Raw genomic sequence first — 16253 nt, forward strand, 5'->3', positions numbered from 1 at the left:
AAACAGAAGGAGAAATAGAATGGAATCCACAGTGAGCCTGCCCCTCCACAGCAGCACCTTATCGCGGCTGGTCGCGCACCTGCGCCAGGACAACGGTGGCCCGCAAGATCTGGCCGAGGCCATATCCCATGCCGTCAACAGCTGGATCAACGCGCGGGAAGTGCGGCATCTTGGCGCGGACGCGGACAGCGTGCGCGGCTATCAATGGAAGTCGCTGTTCCTGCCGGAGGGGACGGTGCTGCGTTCGTGGAGCTACGGCGAACATAACTACGCACGGGTGGAAGGCGATCGCATCATCCACCGTGGACAGGCCGTCTCGCCCAACCAGTTCGCGCAGTCGTTCGCCCGCACCACGCGCAATGCCTGGACAGACCTGTCTATCCGCAGGCCCGGCGACGAGCGCTTTTATCTGGCCAGCAGCCTGCGCCGTGAGCAGGCCAGGCAAGCGAAACTGGCGGCGCCTGCCGCCCCGCCGGACGACATGACCAAGTTTGTGCTGGCGCTGTTGGCGGCCAAGATTCCCGCCCCGGTCGTGCAACTGCCACCCGCTCCGGCGCCGCGCAACGTGCCGCCCGGCCCCGGCTGGAACCTGCCCGAACGGCGCAAATTCCGCTTCCGTATCGAGGACGTCGCATTTGAATGATGATCCGGGAACCAATGGCGATCAGCGCGTCTCCCCGGGAAACGGCGCGGCTCAGCGCAGCCCGCCGAAGCGCTGGTAGAAGCTGTCGTCCGCTTCGGGGGCGTGTTCGTCCTCGCGGCGCAAAGTGGCCATGATGAACTCCTCGGCTTGCGCGAACACGAGGCGGTAGATGTCGCGCGCCAGTTCATAAGCCTGGGTGCCGGGCCACGGGTCAGGCAGCAGTTCCACGGGCAGTTGCGGATCGTGCAGCTGGACGCGGCGGTAGGCGTGGATCAGCAGGCTGCGCACGACGAACGCCTGCTGGGTAGAGACGGCGGGCTGCGGCCGCAGCAAGTCCAGCAGCGGCGTGAACTGGGCCATGAAATTCTGGTAGCCCGCTTCCACGTCCGACAAGTCCCAGCCCTCGGCCACCATGTCGCTCAGCGGGCGTGCGCTCACCTGCGGCAGGGTGCTGGCGCGGCACACGTACAGCTTGCCCTGCACGCCCACGCGGCCCAGCAGCGCTTCCAGCACGTCGGCCTCGGCGGCCGGATGGCCGAAGATGCCGGGCGCGATCATGCTGTAGCCCTGCCACAACAGTTCCTTGCGCAGCGCGCTGCGTTCGGCCGGTGTGATGTTGCCGCCGGCGCTCAATAACAGGGTCCAGTTGCCGTCCCAGTGCAGTTGCAGCGGTGCGTAGATGCGGCGGTAGGCGCGGCTGAACCGGGCCATGGCGTCGGCCGGAATCGCGTACGAACTGCGGCGCCCGTCGCGCTGCGCGCCCAGCCAGCCTTCCTGCGCCAGGCGGAACACGGAGGTGCGCAGCAGCCGGTCGTTCACGCCGAACGGCTCCAGCAGGTTGATCAAACTGCCCAGCCACACCATGCCGCCGTGCGGCACGATGGCGTCGCCGAAAATGGTCACCACCAGCGACTTGGAGCGGGGTGGCTCGGTGGCCAGAAAATGGGCTATCCAGTCGTCGCAAGTCATCGTTGTCGTCATGGGCAAAATCTGTTTCCGCAAATTTAATGATTCAAACCAGGCAGCAGTTTACTTTGCCCCGGCTTGGGCGCAGGATTATTTTCACACTTGCATATGACAAGATACGAAATTTCGATGTGACTCAAAAAATGTGTAGTCAAACGAAATTTCGTATCGTATGATGCGTTCTTCTCACTTGGAGATCAATCATGTACGCACAGATGGTGGAAACGGGGCTCAAGCAAGTTCGCAACCTGGATGACATGAGCGCGGAAGAACGCGCGTTCCAGGAGCGCATCGATGCGGGCGTGAAGATCGAGGCCAAGGACTGGATGCCGGACGCCTACCGCAAGACGCTGATCCGCCAGATCTCGCAGCACGCGCACTCGGAAATCGTGGGCCAGCTGCCCGAGGGGAACTGGGTCACGCGCGCCCCCACGCTCAAGCGCAAGTCCATCCTGCTGGCCAAGATCCAGGACGAGGCGGGCCACGGCCTGTACCTGTACAGCGCGGCCGAGACGCTGGGCGTCTCGCGCGACGAATTGCTGGCCGCCCTGCACGCCGGCAAAGCCAAGTATTCGAGCATCTTCAACTACCCCACGCTGTCGTGGGCCGACATGGGCGCCATCGGCTGGCTGGTGGACGGCTCGGCCATCATCAACCAGATTCCCCTGTGCCGCTGCTCGTACGGCCCGTATTCGCGCGCCATGATCCGCGTCTGCAAGGAAGAATCGTTCCACGCGCGCCAGGGCTACGACATCATGCTGGCGCTGGCGCGCGGCACGCCCGAGCAGAAGGCCATGGCGCAGGATGCGCTGAACCGCTGGTGGTGGCCATCGCTGATGATGTTCGGCCCGTCGGACGCGGCCTCGGTCAACAGCGCCCAATCGGCCCAGTGGCGCATCAAGCTGTTCTCCAACGACGAACTGCGCCAGCGCATGGTGGACCAGACCGTGCCCCAGGCCGAGTACCTGGGCCTGACCATTCCCGACCCCAAGCTCAAGTTCAACGCCGAGACGGGCCATTACGAATTCGGCGAAATCGACTGGGACGAATTCCACGCCGTCCTGAAGGGCAACGGCCCGTGCAACCGCGAACGCCTGGCCACCCGCGTCAAGGCTTACGAAGACGGCCAGTGGTTCCGCGACGCGCTCACGGCCTACGCCGACAAGCACGCCACCGCCAAGGCCGCGGCCTGAAAAACACCAAACCGAGGAGAATCGCATGAGCAAAGAATGGCCATTGTGGGAAGTGTTCATCCGCAGCCAGCACGGCCTGGCGCACAAGCACGTGGGCAGCCTGCACGCACCGGACGCCGAAATGGCGGTCAATAACGCGCGCGACGTCTACACCCGCCGCAACGAAGGCGTGAGCATCTGGGTGGTGCGCGCGGCCGACATCGTGGCCAGCAGCCCGGCCGACAAGGGTGCGCTGTTCGAGCCATCGAACAGCAAGGTGTACCGCCATCCGACCTTCTTCCCGATGCCGGAAGAAGTCAAGAACCTGTAAGCGGGAGCGCGCACCGTGGATCACAACAAGTTCGACTATCTGCTGCGCCTGGGCGACAACGCCCTCGTGCTGAGCCAGCGCATCTCCGAATTGTGCGGCAAGGGGCCGGCGCTGGAAGAGGACATGGCGCTCACCAACGTCTCGCTCGACCTGCTGGGCCAGACCCGTTTGTGGTACAGCTACGCGGGCGAGCTGGAAGGCGAAGGCCGCGACGAGGACCGCCTGGCCTTCCACCGCGACGCGCACCAGTTCCGCAACTGCCTGCTGGTGGAGCAGCGCAACGGCAACTACGCCGACACCATGATGCGCCAGTTCTTCTTCGACACCTGGCACTACTTCCTGATCGGCGCGCTGACCAAGTCGTCCGACGCGCGTATCGCCGCTATCGCGGAGAAGTCGCTCAAGGAAGTGACCTACCACCTGCGCCGCAGCGGCGACCTGGTGGTGCGCATGGGCGACGGCACGCCCGAGAGCCACGCCAAGGTGCAGGCCGCGGCCGACGCACTGTGGATGTACACGGGCGAGATGTTCAACTACGACGCCGTCGACCAGGCCATGGTGGACGCGGGCGTGGCGCCGGCCGCCGCGCCGCTGCGGGCCCAGTGGCTGGAACACGTGGCCGCCATCTTCGCCGAGGCCACCCTCGTCATGCCGTCGCCGGACGCGTGGATGCAAAAGGGCGGCAAGCAGGGCGTGCACAGCGAACACCTGGGCTACCTGCTGGCCGAGATGCAGTTCCTGCAGCGCGCCTATCCGGGCGCGGAGTGGTGATGGCCATGCAAGCCGCCGCCGTCACCGCCGAGCAGGTGTGGGCCTGGCTGGCCGAGGTGGCCGACCCCGAGATTCCCGTGATCTCGGTGGTGGACCTGGGCATCGTGCGCGCGGTCGACGTGGCCGAAGGCGGCGCCTGCACCGTCACCATTACGCCCACCTATTCCGGCTGCCCGGCCATGCAGGTGATCGCGGACGCCGTCACGGACGCCTTGCGCGCGCGCGGCGTGGCCGACGTGCGGCTGCGGACCCAGCTCACGCCCGCCTGGACCACCGACTGGATGAGCGAATCGGGCAAGGCCAAATTGCGCGGCTACGGCATCGCCCCGCCAGTGCAGCAGGCGATTGATATCAGCGGTCTGCGCGATGGCGTCAAACGGGGTGCCTTGCCGGGACTGGGCGCGCAACCCGTCGTCGCCTGCCCGCAGTGCGGCTCCACCCACACGGAACTCACCAGCCAGTTCGGCTCCACGCCCTGCAAGGCGCTCTACAAGTGCCTGAATTGCCGCGAGCCTTTCGACTACTTCAAGTGCCACTGACCACCATGAGCAAATTCTATCCGTTGACCGTCTCGCAGGTGCGCAATGAAACGCGCGACACCATCGCCGTCACCTTCGCCGTGCCGCCGGAACTGCGCGACAGCTTCGCGTTCCAGCAGGGCCAGCACCTCACGCTGCGCACCCACATCAACGGCGAGGACGTGCGCCGCTCGTATTCGATCTGCTCGGCGGTGCAGGACGGCGCGCTGCGCGTGGCCATCAAGCGCACCACGGGCGGCCTGTTCTCGGGCTGGGCCAACGACACGCTCAAGCCGGGTGCCACGCTGGACGTGATGCCGCCCATGGGCCACTTCAACGTGCCGCTCGACCCGCAAAGCCGCCGCCGCTACGTCGCTTTCGCGGCCGGCAGCGGCATCACGCCCATCCTGTCCATCATCAAGACCACGCTGGTGGCGGAGCCCAACAGCAGCTTCACCCTGTTCTACGGCAACCGCGCTTCCTCGTCCGTGATCTTCAAGGAGGAGCTGACGGACCTCAAGGATCAATACCTGGAGCGCCTCAATCTGGCCTATGTGATGAGCCGCGAGCAGCAGGACATCGACCTGTTCAACGGCCGCATCACCAAGGAAAAATGCCAGCAGTTCCTGCAGCACTGGATAGCCATCAAGGACTACGACGTGGCCTTCATCTGCGGCCCGGAGGACATGATGCACGGCGTGTCGGAGGCGCTGCAGGAAGCGGGCATGCCCAAGGCGCACATCAAGATCGAACTGTTCGCCGCCAGCATCCCCAAGCACCAGCACCAGAAGCGCGCGCTCGATCCGGCGCTGGCGCGCCACGAGACGCAAGTGACGGTCATCATGGACGGCAACCACACCACCTTCACCATGGACAAGGACAAGGAATCCGTGCTGGACGCGGGCCTGCGGGCCGGCATCGACATGCGCTATTCCTGCAAGGGCGGCGTATGCTCGACCTGCCGCTGCAAGGTGGTGGACGGCAAGGTGGACATGGACGTCAACTATGCGCTGGAAGACTACGAGATCGCCCGTGGCTTCGTGCTGAGCTGCCAGAGCTTCCCCGTGACGGACACGCTGGTGGTCGATTTCGACCAGGCTGAATAAAAACACCAACCGAACAACCCTACGCGAGACGCCATGAACTACGAAAACATCCTGTTCGAGATCACCGACGGCATAGCCCAGCTCACGCTGAACCGCCCGGACAAGCTCAATAGCTTTACCCAGGCCATGCACGATGAAGTCAAGCACGCGCTGCACCGCGTGAACGGCGACAAGAGCGTGCGCGTGTTCGTGCTCACGGGCGCCGGGCGCGGTTTCTGCGCCGGTCAGGACCTGGCCGACCGCGCCGTGGAACCGGGCGCGCGCGGCGTGGACCTGGGCGACTCGGTGGAGAAGAACTACGCGCCGCTGGTGCTGGCGCTGCGCGCGCTGCCCATGCCTGTCATCTGCGCCGTGAACGGCGTGGCCGCCGGCGCGGGCGCCAACCTGGCGCTGGCCTGCGACATCGTGCTGGCCGCCAAATCGGCCAGTTTCGTGGAAGTGTTCTGCAAGCTGGGCCTGATCCCGGACACGGGCGGCACCTATTTCCTGCCACGGCTGGTGGGCACGGCGCGCGCCATGGGCATGGCCATGCTGGGCGAGAAGCTCAGCGCCGAGCAGGCCGAAGCCTGGGGCCTGATCTGGAAGTGCGTGCCCGACGACGAACTGGCGGCGCAGACGGCCGCCATGGCAAAGCATTTTGCCAGCGCGCCCACCAAGGGTCTGGCCTTCACCAAGCAGGCGCTGTACGCCAGCCCGGCCAACACCCTGCAACAGCAGCTCACGCTCGAATGCGGCATGATGAGCGAACTGGGTAACAGCGACGATTACCGCGAAGGCGTGGCCGCCTTCATGGCCAAGCGCGCGCCGAATTTCACGGGTAAATGACGATGGCCGCGCTCCCGACTTCGCGCACGGTGGCCGTGATCGGCAGCGGCGCCATGGGCAGCGGCATCGCCCAGGTGGCGGCCGCCGCCGGCTACACCGTCAAGCTGTACGACACCCGGCCGGAAGCGGTGTCCAAGGCCATCGCCGGCGTCATCGGCATGTTCAACAAGCTGGTGGAAAAGGAGCGCATGAGCGCGGCCGACGCGGCGGCCGCCGGCGCGCGCCTGCAGGCCGCCGCCACGCTGGCCGACGTGGCCGGTGCGGACCTGGTGGTGGAAGCCATCGTGGAGGATCTGGACGCCAAGCGCGCCCTGTTCACGGAGCTGGAAACCATCGTCGGTGACGACTGCATCCTGGCCACCAACACGTCTTCCATTTCCGTCACGGCCATCGGCGCGCCACTGCGTGCGCCGCAGCGGCTGGTGGGCATGCATTTCTTTAATCCCGTGCCGCTGATGGCGCTGGTGGAAGTGGTGAGCGGGCTGGCCACGGACGCCGCCGTGGCGGCCACCGTGTTCGACACGGCCGCCGCCTGGGGCAAGAGCCCGGTGCACGCCAAGTCCACGCCGGGCTTCATCGTCAACCGGGTGGCGCGGCCGTTCTACGCGGAAGGCTGGCGCTTGCTCAACGAGCAGGCGGCCGATGCGGCCACCATCGACGCCGTATTGCGCGAGGCGGGAGGCTTCCGCATGGGCCCATTCGAGCTGATGGACCTGATCGGCCATGACGTCAATTTTTCCGTCACCCGCTCCGTGTTTGAAGCCTATTTCAATGACCCGCGTTTCACCCCGTCCGTGCAGCAACAGGAGTTGGTGAACGCCGGTTTCCTGGGCCGCAAATCGGGCCGTGGTTGCTATCCGTATGGCGCAGGCGCAGCCGCGCCGCAACCGCGCGCCGAGGCGCCGCAGCCTTGCCCGGCACAGGTCAACTATGAAGTGGGCCCGGGCACGCACAGCCCCGTGATCGAAGCGCTGGCTTCGCGCCTGCGCGAACATGGCATCAGCGTGCCGCTGCGTCACGCGCCGGAAGGCCATGCGAGCGGTGAGGCGCCAGCCTTCCACTGCAACGGCGCCGCCGTCTACCTGACGGACGGCCGCACGGCCACCGCCCGCGCGCGCGACAACCAGCACGCCGACACGGTGCTGTTCGACCTGGCGCTGGACTTCGCCACGGCCAAACGGATCGCCGTTGCCTGCGCCGACCAGTGCTCGCCGGCCGCGTTCAACGCCGTCGTCGGCCTGTTCCAGGCGGCCGGCTTCACCGTCACCCGGCTCGACGACGTGCCGGGGCTGGCCGTGATGCGCACCGTCGCCATGCTGGCCAACGAGGCGGCCGACGCCGTGCACCAGGGTGTGTGCAGCGCCAAGGCGGCCGACATCGCCATGCAGAAGGGCGTGAACTATCCGCGCGGCCCGCTGGCCTGGGCCGACGCCGTGGGCGTGGGCCATGTCGTCAACGTGCTGCACAACCTGGCCGCAGGCTATGGCGAGGACCGCTACCGCGTCTCGCCACTGCTGCGCCGCCGTCAAGCTTGCGGAGCCGCCATCCATGCATAACGTCGCCAATAAGGACGCCCACCAGGAGGCGCACAAACAAGCGCACAAACAAGCGCACCAGGACGCGCACGCCCACCGCCCCGCGCTGACGTCCGAACAGGCGCAGGCGCTGGCCGAGGCGGCCGGCGCCGCCATGTACGCGCGCGATCCGGCCAGCCAGGGGCTGGGCATGACCCTCGACTCCATCCGTCCCGGCTATGCGCGCATGAGCATGCCGGTGCGGGCAGATATGCTGAACGGGCACCAGACCTGCCACGGCGGCTTTATTTTCGCGTTGGCCGACAGCGCCTTCGCGTTCGCGTGCAACAGCCACAACCAAAACACGGTGGGCGCCGGCTGCACGATTGAATACCTGGCCCCCGGCCGGCTGGGCGACGTGCTGACCGCGGAAGCGGTGGAGCAGGCGCTGGCCGGCAAGAGCGGGGTCTATGACATCCGGGTCAGTGACCAGAGCGGGCGGGTGCTGGCGCTCATGCGCGGCAAATCGCACCGCGTGAGCGGCGAGGTGACACCGCCGCCGCAATCACAGCAATCGCCGCAATAGCCGCAGCCGGCCGCACCGCAGGGCTGATCCGCCGCACATCGCAGCACCGGGCGCCGTGGCGCCCGCAAGGAGAGAGCAATGGTAAATCGTATTCCCGGCCCGGACGATCTGGAGCCCATCGAACGCGCCAGCAAGGATGAATTGCAGGCGCTGCAGCTAGCGCGTCTGCAATGGTCGCTGCGCCACGCCTACGACAACGTGCCGCACTACCGGGCCGCGTTCGACGCGGCCGGCGTGCACCCGGACGATTTGAAGACGTTGGCCGACCTGGCCCGCTTCCCGTTCACGGGCAAGAAGGAGCTGCGCGATAACTACCCGTTCGGCATGTTCGCCGTGCCGCGCGAGCAGGTGGTGCGGGTGCACGCGTCCAGCGGCACCACCGGCAAGCCGACCGTGGTGGGCTACACCCAGAACGATATCGACACCTGGGCCAACGTGGTGGCCCGCTCGATCCGCGCGGCCGGTGGCCGGCGCGGCGACATGGTGCACATCGCCTACGGCTACGGCCTGTTCACGGGTGGCCTGGGCGCGCACTACGGCGCCGAGCGGCTCGGCTGCACGGTGGTGCCCATGTCCGGCGGGCAGACGGAAAAGCAGGTGCAGCTGATCCAGGACTTCAAGCCGTCCATCATCATGGTCACGCCATCCTACATGCTCAACATCGTCGAGGAGTTCCAGCGCCAGGGCCTGGACGCGGCGGCCAGTTCGCTCAAGGTCGGTATCTTCGGCGCCGAGCCTTGGACGGACGCCATGCGCGCCGAGATCGAACGGCGCGCCGGCATCGACGCGGTGGACATCTACGGCCTGTCCGAGGTGATGGGGCCGGGCGTGGCCAGCGAATGCATCGAGAGCAAGGACGGCCCCGTGATCTGGGAAGACCATTTCTACCCCGAGATCATCGACCCGGAAACGGGCGAAGTGCTGCCCGACGGCAGCGAGGGCGAACTGGTGTTCACCTCGCTCACCAAGGAAGCGCTGCCCGTGATCCGTTACCGCACCCGCGACCTCACGCGGCTGCTTCCGCCCACCTCGCGCTCCATGCGCCGCATCGGCAAGATCACGGGCCGCTCGGACGACATGCTGATCATCCGTGGCGTGAACGTGTTCCCCAGCCAGATCGAGGAACTGGTGCTGAAGATGCCCAAGCTGGCGCCCGTGTACCAGCTGGTGGTCTCGCGCGAAGGCCACCTCGACAAGCTGGACGTGATCGGCGAGCTGCGCCCCGAAGTGTCGGGCCGCCTGACGGAGTTCGAGACGCAAGCGCTGTCGCGTGAACTGGAGCACCACATCAAGACCTACGTGGGCGTGAGCACCAAGGTGCGCCTGCTGGCGGCCAACAGCATCGAACGCACGCTGACGGGCAAAGCCAGGCGCGTGGTCGACAAACGCCCAAAATCCTGAATCCCTTCATCGATCCATCCTAACGAGGAGCCTACGTGAACGACGCCTTTATCTGTGACGCCATCCGCACCCCCTTCGGCCGCTACGGCGGCGCCCTGGCCGGCGTGCGCGCCGACGACCTGGCCGCGCTGCCCATCGCCGCCCTGATGGCGCGCAACCCCGGCGTGGACTGGGCCACCGTGGACGACGTCTACTACGGCTGCGCCAACGGCGCCGGCGAGGACAACCGCAACGTGGGCCGCATGGCCGCGCTGCTGGCCGGCCTGCCGGTGGAGGTGCCGGCCAACACCATCAACCGCCTGTGCGGCTCCAGCCTGGACGCGGTGGGCATCGCCGCGCGCGCCATCAAGTCCGGCGAGGCCAAGCTGGTGATCGCCGGCGGCGTGGAAAGCATGACGCGCGCCCCGTTCGTGATGGGCAAGGCCGACAGCGCGTTCTCGCGCGCCGCGAAAATCGAGGACACCACCATCGGCTGGCGCTTCGTCAATCCCCTGATGAAGGCCCGTTACGGCATCGACAGCATGCCGGAGACGGCCGAGAACGTGGCCACGGAGTTCAACATCAGCCGCGCCGACCAGGATGCGTTCGCCGTGCGCAGCCAGCAGCGCTGGGCCGCCGCCCACGCGGCCGGCGTGTTCCGCGACGAGATCGTGCCCGTCACCCTGCATCAGAAAAAAGGGGAGCCCAAGGTGGTGGACACGGACGAACATCCCCGTCCCGACACCACGCTGGACATGCTGGCTAAATTGAAAGGCGTGGTCACGCCCGACGGCAGCGTCACCGCCGGCAACGCCTCGGGCGTGAACGATGGCGCCTGCGCCATCCTGCTGGCCTCGGCCGCCGCCGCCGAACAGTACGGCTTGAAAAAGCGCGCCCGCGTGGTGGCCATGGCCACGGCCGGCCTGGCGCCCCGCATCATGGGTTTCGGGCCGTCGCCGGCCACCAAGAAAGTGCTGGCCCAGACGGGCCTCACGCTGGCCCAGATGGACGTGATTGAATTGAACGAAGCGTTCGCCGCCCAGGGCCTGGCCGTCACGCGCGACCTGGGCCTGGCCGACGACGCGCCGCACGTCAATCCCAACGGCGGCGCCATCGCCATCGGCCACCCGCTGGGCGCGTCCGGCGCGCGGCTGGTGCTGGCGGCGCTGAACCAGCTGGAACGCACGGGCGGACGCTATGGCCTGTGCACCATGTGCATCGGCGTGGGCCAGGGTATCGCCCTGATCATCGAGCGCGTGTAACGCAAAGGAGCGGCCCCATGGTCAAAGTCTATCAAATCAACGGGGTCACGCCGGTGGTCCATCCCACCGCCTACGTGCACCCGAGCGCGGTGCTGATCGGCGACGTGGTGGTCGGCCCGCGCTGCTATATCGGTCCGCTGGCCGCGCTGCGGGGCGACTTCGGCCGCCTGATCCTGGAGGAGGGCGCCAACCTGCAGGACACCTGCGTCATGCACGGCTTCCCCGGTTGCGACACGGTGGTCGAGCGCGACGGCCACATCGGCCACGGCGCCGTGCTGCACGGCTGCCGTATCGGCCGCAACGCCCTGGTGGGCATGAACGCCGTGGTGATGGACAAGGCCGAAGTGGGCGCCGACAGCATCGTGGCCGCAATGGCCTTCGTCAAGGCCGGCATGGTGGTGCCGCCGCGCAGCATGGCCGTGGGCTCGCCCGCGCGCGTGCTGCGCACGCTGAGCGACGACGAGATCCGCTGGAAGAGCGACGGCACGGCGCAATACCAGGAACTGGCCGTGCGCTCCCTGCAGACGATGCGCGAAGTGGAAGCGCTGACGCAAGTGGAGCCGGACCGCAAGCGCATCGAATGGGAAACCTCGCTGCCGCTGCACCTGCACAAGAACGCCGCGCCTTGATACAACAACCCGGCCCGCCGCGCGGGCCTGACCAAGCATCGAACGGAGACAAGAGTATGGCTCACACCCCCACCCTGCAAAGCCTGATCGGCGGCCGCTGGCTCGGCGCCGAGGCGGCCACGCCGCTGCACAACGCATTGACCAACGCCGTCATCTACCACACCCACGCCGAGCGCATCGACTTTGGCGAAGCCGTCCACTACGCCCGCAACACGGGCGTGCCGGCCCTGATGGCGATGGACTTCCAGCAGCGCGCCGCGCGCCTGAAGGCGCTGGCCCTGTACCTGGTGGGCCGCAAGGAGGAGCTGTACGCCATCTCGCACCTGACGGGCGCCACCCGCGCCGACAGCTGGGTCGACATCGAAGGCGGCACCGGCACCCTGTTCGCCTACGCCAGCATGGGCAGCCGCGAGCTGCCCTCGTCCAACGTGCTGCACGAAGGCCCGGCCATGTCGCTTGGTAAAAGCGGCGGCTTCGCCGGCACCCACATCCTGGTGCCGCGTGGTGGGCTGGCCGTGCACATCAACGCCTTCAATTTCCCCATCTGGGGTCTGCTGGAGAAATTCGCGCCCAGCTTCCTGGCCGCCATGCCCTGCATCGGCAAGCCCGCCACGGCCACCAGCTACCTGACGCAAGCGCTGGTGCGCATGATGCACGAATCGGGCTTGCTGCCCGAAGGCGCGCTGCAACTGGTGATCGGCGGCACGGGTGACCTGCTGGACCGCCTGACGGGTGCCGACGTGGTCACCTTCACGGGATCGGCCGACACGGCCGCGCGGCTGCGCACCAACGCCAACCTGGTGGCCAACTCGATTCCCTTCACGGCCGAAGCGGACTCGCTCAACTGCGCCATCCTGGCGCCGGACGTGACGCCGGACGATCCCGAGTTCGACCTGTTTGTCAAGGAAGTGGCGCGCGAGATGACGGGCAAGGCAGGCCAGAAGTGCACGGCCATCCGCCGCATCATCGTGCCGCGGCAGCAGGTGCAGGCCGTGGGCGAACGGCTGCGCGAGCGGCTGGCCAAGGTGGCCGTGGGCGACCCGTCGGTGGAAGGCGTGCGTATGGGCGCGCTGGCCTCGAAGGAGCAGCAGCGCGACGTGGCCGAACGGGTGGCCATGCTGGCGCGCGGGAACGAGATCGTGTTCGGCGCCGGCGACGGCTTCAAGCCCGTGGGCGAAGGCGTGGAGCATGGCGCCTTCTTCGCTCCCACGCTGCTGCTGTGCCGCGACGGCCTGCGCAACGACGCCGTGCATGACGTGGAAGCGTTCGGTCCCGTCAGCACCATCATCGCCTACGACGGCATGGCCGAAGCGATGGCGCTGGCCGCGCGCGGCAAGGGTAGCCTGGTGTCCACGCTGGTGACCAAGGACGTGCGCACGGCCGCCTACTGCGTGCCGCTGGCGGCCGCCTCGCACGGCCGCGTGCTGATCCTGGACCGCGAAGCGGCCGTCGACTCCACCGGCCACGGCTCGCCGCTGCCGCAGCTCAAGCACGGCGGGCCGGGCCGGGCCGGCGGCGGCGAGGAACTGGGCGGCATCCGCGCCGTGCGCCACTTCCTGCAGCGGGCCGCCATCCAGGGCTCGCCCACCATGCTGGCTGCCGTCACCGGCGAATACGTGCGCGGCGCGGCCGTGCGCGAGAGCGAGCAGCACCCGTTCCGCAAGTACTTCCAGGACTTGCAGATCGGCGACTCGCTGCTGACCCACCGCCGCACCGTGAGCGAAGCGGACATCGTCAACTTCGGTGGCGTCTCGGGCGACTACTTCTACATGCACTTCGACGAGATCGCCGCGCGCGACACCCAGTTCGGCAAGCGCATCGCGCACGGCTACTTCGTGCTGTCGGCGGCGGCCGGGCTGTTCGTCTCGCCCGCGCCCGGACCCGTGCTGGCCAACTATGGCCTGGACAACCTGCGCTTCATCACCCCGGTGGCGATCGGCGATACCATCCGCGCCCGCCTCACGTGCAAGCGCAAGGTGGACCGCAACCGCACCGACGACAAGGGCGTGGGCCAGGGCGTGGTAGCGTGGGACGTGCAGGTGACCAACCAGCACGACGATCTGGTGGCCAGCTACGACATCCTGACGCTGGTAATGAAGCGCTAATCAGCATAATCGGGGTCAGGTCCGGCATTCAGACACGAGCCGAGCCGAATATCGGCCGAGCCTGTGTACGATTGTTGGCACTGACCCCGTCGTCGCTGGCGAGGCGGACCGCGGCCAGGCGCGCGCGCACGAAGGCCTCGAAGGCGTCGGCCGCCAGCGGCCGGCTGTAGTAGTAGCCCTGGATTTCGTCGCAGCCCTGCTCGCGCAGCATGGCCAGCTGCTGTTCCGTCTCTACCCCTTCCGAGATGGTGCTCAGGCCCAGCCCGCGCGCCATGCTGACGATGGCCGCCACGATGGCCTGGTCTTCCGGGTTATCGCCGATGTCGCGCACGAAGCTGCGGTCGATCTTGAGTTTGCAGATCTTGAACTGCTTGAGGTAGCTGAGTGACGAGAAGCCGGTGCCGAAATCGTCGATCGCCATGCGCACGCCCCGCTCGTGCAGGCTGTTCATGGTGTGCACGGCGCCGTGCGGATCGTGCATGGCGACGCCTTCCGTCAGTTCCAGTTCCAGGCAGTCCGGCGCCAGCCCCTCCTCGCGCAGCACCTGGCTCACCAGCTCCGGCAAGCCGGGCTGGCGGAACTGCGCGGCCGACAGGTTGACGGCCATCGTCAACGGCGGCAAGCCCGCGTCCCGCCAGGTCCGCGCCTGGCGCACGGCCTGGCGCAGCACCCACGCTCCCAGCGGCACGATCAGGCCACTGTGTTCGGCGGCCGGAATGAACTCGTCCGGCGCCACCTCGCCCAGTTCCGGGTGGCGCCAGCGCAGCAGCGCTTCCGCCCCCACCACGGCGCCGCTGTGCAGCGCCACCTGCGGCTGGTACACCAGCTGCAACTGCGCGCTGCCCAGCGCCTGGCGCAGCGCCGCCACCAGTTGCAGCTGGCGCGTGAAATGGGCTTGCATGGCCGGCGCGAACAGGCGGTAGCCGTTGCGCCCTTCATGCTTGGCGCTGTACATGGCCATGTCGGCCCGCTGCAGCAGCAGCTCCAGCTCGGTGCCGTCGTCCGGGTAAAGGGCGATGCCGATCGAGGCCGACAGGTTCAGGTCGTACTGCTCGATCCGGCACGGCGCGGCGACGGCGGCCAGCAGCTGTTGCGCGCGCGCGGGGGCCTCGGCCCGTCCGGCGCCGCGCAGCAGCAGCACGAATTCGTCGCCGCCCAGCCGGCAGCCCACGTCGTCGTGGGCCAGTTGGGCACGCAGCCGGCGCGCCAGTTCGGCCAGCACGGCGTCGCCCGTGCCGTGGCCCAGCGCGTCGTTGATGTCCTTGAAATTGTCCAGGTCCAGGAACAGCAGCGCCACCGGCTGGCCGGCCCGGCCGGCGTCGGCGAACGCCTGGCGGGCCAGCAGCTGCATCTGGTTGCTGTTGGCCAGGCCCGTGAGCGGATCGAAATGGGCCAGGTAGCGCACCTGTTCCTCGGCCGCGGCGCGGCTGGCGTCGCTGCTGGCCAGCTTGGCGCGGGTGGCCGCCAGCCAGCCTTGCACGCTGTTCTCGCGCCCCGGTTCCACCGTGATCGGGGTGACGAAGTCGCCCCTGCCCAGCCGCGCGATGCTGGCGTGCAGCGTCGTCACGGAGGCGCCCAGCGTGGTGCGCAGCAGCCACAGCACGCGCAGCAGCAACGTCACCAGCAGCACGCCGGCCAGCAGGAAGGCATGGCGCGCCCACACGGCCCGCTGTTTCGCATCGCGCACGCTGGCGTCGGTGCGCTGTTCGAGCCGGAGCTGGAATTGCATGATGGGGCGCATGATGTCGGCCTTGGCCTGGTGGTAGGTGGCATCGTTCAGCATGCGGCTGGCCTGCGCGCGAACCGCCGCGTCGGCGTGCGGGGCGGCCAGCGCCATGGCCGATTGCTCGATGCCCGTCAGGCGGTCGGAACTGGCTTTCGATTGGGCCAGCAGCGCCAGTTCGGCCGGCGTGATGCCGGCCTGGCGCATCAGCGTCAGCAGCGGCACGGCCGGGCCGTCGGCGCGTGGCGCATGGCCGTCGGCCGGCACCAGGTCCCAGTAGATGATGTGGTAGTCGAGCGGGCGGGGGGCGCGGCCGTCGCGGATGGCCAGGATGGTGTCGTAATGGCGGCGGAAGGCCGGTTCGCCCGTGGCCGCGTAGCTGCGCGCCATGTGGGTCAGGTCGTCCGACGACTGGCGCAGCTCCTCCGACAGCAGCTCGCTCTCGTGGCGCAGGTCGTTGGCGCGGTCGATCCGCTTCTCGCTCCACACATACAGTGTGAACGCGGCGCAGAACAGCAACGACAGGCCGGCCGTCAGCCAGGCGTAGCGCGCGAATCCGGTAGCGTCGGTCGTTGCCATGATGAAACAGATTGTCGGGAACGCCGCCCATCAGGCGGGCGGCATCCCTGACGACTATAGCATCGTGACAGTCACTTGGGCTTCCCTGTTGGCGCGCCTGCCACCGAAGTTTCACCCGGCATTGACTTGCGGCAGGAATCGGC

General features: G+C 67.7%; 15 protein-coding genes. 13 read left to right on the forward strand and 2 right to left on the reverse strand.

Features of this window, described 5'->3' with window-relative positions:
• The first annotated feature begins 19 nt into the window (after positions 1–19).
• Positions 20–643, forward strand: coding sequence for a hypothetical protein (locus H3H36_RS14200; protein ID WP_182218663.1), 624 nt, complete (start codon positions 20–22; stop codon positions 641–643).
• 51 nt (positions 644–694) lie between these two features.
• Here H3H36_RS14200 and paaX read toward each other — a convergent pair whose 3' ends face one another.
• Positions 695–1624 (reverse strand): phenylacetic acid degradation operon negative regulatory protein PaaX, encoded by a 930-nt coding sequence (gene paaX / locus H3H36_RS14205; protein ID WP_229219912.1) that lies wholly within the window; start codon positions 1622–1624, stop codon positions 695–697.
• Between the two features lie 188 nt (positions 1625–1812).
• Here paaX and paaA point away from each other — a divergent pair, with 188 nt between their 5' ends.
• The 12 genes from paaA (at position 1813) to paaZ (ending at position 13808) form a co-directional block, all read left to right on the forward strand.
• Complete coding sequence (paaA, locus tag H3H36_RS14210) at positions 1813–2802, forward strand: 1,2-phenylacetyl-CoA epoxidase subunit PaaA (RefSeq protein WP_182218664.1); 990 nt, start codon at positions 1813–1815, stop codon at positions 2800–2802.
• A gap of 25 nt (positions 2803–2827) precedes the next feature.
• Positions 2828–3112 carry a 1,2-phenylacetyl-CoA epoxidase subunit PaaB gene (gene paaB, locus H3H36_RS14215; protein ID WP_154360552.1) on the forward strand — a complete coding sequence of 95 codons (285 nt, stop codon included), beginning with the start codon at positions 2828–2830 and terminating at the stop codon, positions 3110–3112.
• A gap of 15 nt (positions 3113–3127) precedes the next feature.
• On the forward strand, positions 3128–3883 hold the full coding sequence (gene paaC, locus H3H36_RS14220) for a 1,2-phenylacetyl-CoA epoxidase subunit PaaC (RefSeq protein ID WP_182218666.1): 756 nt from the start codon (positions 3128–3130) through the stop codon (positions 3881–3883).
• Complete coding sequence (gene paaD, locus H3H36_RS14225) at positions 3883–4422, forward strand: 1,2-phenylacetyl-CoA epoxidase subunit PaaD (RefSeq protein WP_229219913.1); 540 nt, start codon at positions 3883–3885, stop codon at positions 4420–4422. The genes paaC and paaD overlap by 1 nt, the downstream gene beginning before the upstream one ends.
• Positions 4423–4427: 5 nt before the next feature.
• Positions 4428–5507, forward strand: a complete 1080-nt coding sequence (paaE, locus tag H3H36_RS14230; RefSeq protein ID WP_182218668.1) for a 1,2-phenylacetyl-CoA epoxidase subunit PaaE — start codon at positions 4428–4430, stop codon at positions 5505–5507.
• A gap of 33 nt (positions 5508–5540) precedes the next feature.
• The gene (paaG, locus tag H3H36_RS14235) at positions 5541–6332 is read left to right on the forward strand and encodes a 2-(1,2-epoxy-1,2-dihydrophenyl)acetyl-CoA isomerase PaaG (RefSeq protein WP_182218671.1); all 792 of its coding nucleotides are present in this window, start codon (positions 5541–5543) and stop codon (positions 6330–6332) included.
• Between the two features lie 2 nt (positions 6333–6334).
• Positions 6335–7888: a 3-hydroxyacyl-CoA dehydrogenase PaaH gene (gene paaH, locus H3H36_RS14240; RefSeq protein WP_182218673.1), complete on the forward strand. Its 1554-nt coding sequence runs from the start codon at positions 6335–6337 to the stop codon at positions 7886–7888.
• A gap of 133 nt (positions 7889–8021) precedes the next feature.
• Positions 8022–8432 (forward strand): hydroxyphenylacetyl-CoA thioesterase PaaI, encoded by a 411-nt coding sequence (paaI, locus tag H3H36_RS14245; protein WP_229219921.1) that lies wholly within the window; start codon positions 8022–8024, stop codon positions 8430–8432.
• Between the two features lie 78 nt (positions 8433–8510).
• On the forward strand, positions 8511–9833 hold the full coding sequence (gene paaK, locus H3H36_RS14250; RefSeq protein ID WP_182218679.1) for a phenylacetate--CoA ligase PaaK: 1323 nt from the start codon (positions 8511–8513) through the stop codon (positions 9831–9833).
• 35 nt (positions 9834–9868) lie between these two features.
• On the forward strand, positions 9869–11074 hold the full coding sequence (gene pcaF, locus H3H36_RS14255; protein WP_182218681.1) for a 3-oxoadipyl-CoA thiolase: 1206 nt from the start codon (positions 9869–9871) through the stop codon (positions 11072–11074).
• 17 nt (positions 11075–11091) lie between these two features.
• A complete protein-coding gene (gene paaY / locus H3H36_RS14260) occupies positions 11092–11703 on the forward strand; it encodes a phenylacetic acid degradation protein PaaY (protein ID WP_182218684.1) in 612 nt (203 codons plus the stop codon).
• A 56-nt stretch (positions 11704–11759) separates the two neighbouring features.
• Positions 11760–13808, forward strand: a complete 2049-nt coding sequence (gene paaZ / locus H3H36_RS14265) for a phenylacetic acid degradation bifunctional protein PaaZ (RefSeq protein WP_182218686.1) — start codon at positions 11760–11762, stop codon at positions 13806–13808.
• 28 nt (positions 13809–13836) lie between these two features.
• Here the strand turns inward: paaZ and H3H36_RS14270 are convergent, their stop codons facing one another.
• The gene (locus tag H3H36_RS14270; protein ID WP_182218689.1) at positions 13837–16110 is read right to left on the reverse strand and encodes a putative bifunctional diguanylate cyclase/phosphodiesterase; all 2274 of its coding nucleotides are present in this window, start codon (positions 16108–16110) and stop codon (positions 13837–13839) included.
• Positions 16111–16253 lie beyond the last annotated feature (143 nt).

This window comes from Rugamonas fusca, from assembly GCF_014042365.1.
Lineage (GTDB): Bacteria > Pseudomonadota > Gammaproteobacteria > Burkholderiales > Burkholderiaceae_D > Rugamonas > Rugamonas fusca.

Bases quoted from the DNA above. Each gene is read 5' to 3' on its own strand.
- paaE (WP_182218668.1), top strand. From the start codon at position 4,428: ATGAGCAAATTCTATCCGTTGACCGTCTCGCAGGTGCGCAATGAAACG.
- H3H36_RS14200 (WP_182218663.1), top strand. From the start codon at position 20: ATGGAATCCACAGTGAGCCTGCCCCTCCACAGCAGCACCTTATCGCGG.
- paaY (WP_182218684.1), top strand. From the start codon at position 11,092: ATGGTCAAAGTCTATCAAATCAACGGGGTCACGCCGGTGGTCCATCCC.
- paaH (WP_182218673.1), top strand. From the start codon at position 6,335: ATGGCCGCGCTCCCGACTTCGCGCACGGTGGCCGTGATCGGCAGCGGC.
- paaZ (WP_182218686.1), top strand. From the start codon at position 11,760: ATGGCTCACACCCCCACCCTGCAAAGCCTGATCGGCGGCCGCTGGCTC.
- paaK (WP_182218679.1), top strand. From the start codon at position 8,511: ATGGTAAATCGTATTCCCGGCCCGGACGATCTGGAGCCCATCGAACGC.
- paaG (WP_182218671.1), top strand. From the start codon at position 5,541: ATGAACTACGAAAACATCCTGTTCGAGATCACCGACGGCATAGCCCAG.
- paaA (WP_182218664.1), top strand. From the start codon at position 1,813: ATGTACGCACAGATGGTGGAAACGGGGCTCAAGCAAGTTCGCAACCTG.
- paaB (WP_154360552.1), top strand. From the start codon at position 2,828: ATGAGCAAAGAATGGCCATTGTGGGAAGTGTTCATCCGCAGCCAGCAC.
- H3H36_RS14270 (WP_182218689.1), bottom strand. From the start codon at position 16,110: ATGGCAACGACCGACGCTACCGGATTCGCGCGCTACGCCTGGCTGACG.
- paaX (WP_229219912.1), bottom strand. From the start codon at position 1,624: ATGACGACAACGATGACTTGCGACGACTGGATAGCCCATTTTCTGGCC.
- paaI (WP_229219921.1), top strand. From the start codon at position 8,022: ATGTACGCGCGCGATCCGGCCAGCCAGGGGCTGGGCATGACCCTCGAC.
- paaD (WP_229219913.1), top strand. From the start codon at position 3,883: ATGGCCATGCAAGCCGCCGCCGTCACCGCCGAGCAGGTGTGGGCCTGG.